A 1,630-nucleotide genomic window follows, 5' to 3' on the forward strand; every position below is an offset into this window, starting at 1 on the left:
AGACAGGACCCGCGCGGGGCGTGCTTGCCGTGTCAGGCGCGCGGGCGGCCCATCGCGCGGTAGGTCCAGCCGGCCTCGCGCCAGCGCAGGGGGTCGAGGGCGTTGCGGCCGTCGAGGATGACGGGCGAGGAGACCACCGAGGCCAGCTCCGACGGGTCCAGCGCGTCGCGGAACTCGCGCCACTCGGTGAGGTGCAGCACCACGTCCGCGCCGCGCACGGCGTCGATCGCGGTGGGCGCGTAGCCGAGCGTCGGGAAGAGCCGGCGGGCGTTGTCCATGCCCTTCGGGTCGTAGACGGTGACCTGGCCGCCCTGGAGGTGGATCTGGCCGGCCACGTTCAGCGCGGGCGAGTCGCGGACGTCGTCCGAGTCCGGCTTGAACGTCGCGCCGAGCACCGCGACCCGCTTGCCGAGGAAGCCGCCGCCCAGCGCCTCGCGGGCCATCTCCACCATGGACGCGCGGCGCCGCATGTTGATGGAGTCGATCTCGCGCAGGAAGGTCAGGGCCTGGTCGGCGCCCAGCTCACCGGCGCGCGCCATGAAGGCCCGGATGTCCTTGGGGAGGCAGCCGCCGCCGAAGCCGATGCCGGCCCGCAGGAACTTGCTGCCGATCCGCTCGTCGTGCCCGATCGCCTCCGCGAGCTTGGCCACGTCGCCGCCGGCCGCCTCGCAGACCTCCGCCATCGCGTTGATGAAGGAGATCTTCGTGGCGAGGAAGGAGTTGGCGGAGGTCTTCACCAGCTCGGCGGTCGGGTAGTCGGTCACCACGAACGGCGAGCCCTCGGCGACCGGCACCGCGTACACCTCGCGCAGCACCTTCTCGGACCGCTCGCCGCCGGCACCCTCGGACAGGCCGACGACGATCCGGTCCGGGTGCAGGGTGTCCTGCACCGCGAAGCCCTCGCGCAGGAACTCCGGGTTCCAGGCGAGTTCGACGCCCTCGGGCAGCAGCCCGGCGAGGCGCCGGGCGGAGCCGACGGGCACGGTCGACTTGCCGACGACGAGCGCGCCCTGCCGCACCACGCCCGCGAGCGAGGCGAAGGCGGCGTCGACGTAGCTCATGTCGCACGCGTACTCGCCGTGCTTCTGCGGCGTGTTCACGCAGACGAAGTGGACGTCGCCGAAGGCGCCGACCTCCTCCCAGGAGGTCGTGAAGCGCAGCCGCCCGCTCGATCCCTCGATCCCGGCGACGTGCCGGGCGAGCAGGTCCTCGAGGCCCGGCTCGTACATCGGGACGCGCCCGGCGGCCAGCATCTCGATCTTCTCGGGTACGACGTCGAGCCCGAGGACCTCGAAGCCGAGCTCCGCCATGGCCGCGGCGTGGGTGGCGCCGAGGTAGCCGGTGCCGATCACGGTGATCTTCAGGGCCATGCGGTCTCCAGTGAGGAGTCGAGGTCGGGCGGAATGCCTGCCCGAGCATAGTCGGGGCCTGGATCGCGGCCGGGTCACGCCCTACCATTTGGGTTACTTAACGGTAGTTAGCAAGCGTGGGAGTGGATGAGCGTGGCAGGATCCGCCGGTTTCGATCTGTATCGTCTGCCGGAGGAGCACGAGATGCTCCGGGAGTCGGTCCGTGCGCTGGCGGAGGCGAAGATCGCTCCGTTCGCGGCGGCGGTCGACGAGGAGGGCCG

2 protein-coding genes are annotated in these 1,630 nt (G+C 71.7%); one reads left to right on the forward strand and one right to left on the reverse strand.

The annotated features are described in order from the left end of the window. Positions 1 to 32: 32 nt before the first annotated feature. The gene (locus ACFVGS_RS37350) at positions 33 to 1,370 is read right to left on the reverse strand and encodes a UDP-glucose dehydrogenase family protein (protein WP_385696935.1); all 1,338 of its coding nucleotides are present in this window, start codon (positions 1,368 to 1,370) and stop codon (positions 33 to 35) included. A 132-nt stretch (positions 1,371 to 1,502) separates the two neighbouring features. Between ACFVGS_RS37350 and ACFVGS_RS37355 the strand changes: the two genes are divergently transcribed. Continuing rightward, positions 1,503 to 1,630: acyl-CoA dehydrogenase family protein (locus ACFVGS_RS37355; protein WP_385435730.1), on the forward strand; the 128-nt coding region annotated here is incomplete at its 3' end.

The sequence above is a fragment of the Streptomyces sp. NPDC127114 genome, from assembly GCF_042677525.1.
Lineage (GTDB): Bacteria > Actinomycetota > Actinomycetes > Streptomycetales > Streptomycetaceae > Streptomyces.

What these genes read in the sequence shown, in the direction of transcription:
- ACFVGS_RS37350 (WP_385696935.1), bottom strand. Translation starts at nt 1,370, where the DNA reads ATGGCCCTGAAGATCACCGTGATCGGCACCGGCTACCTCGGCGCCACC.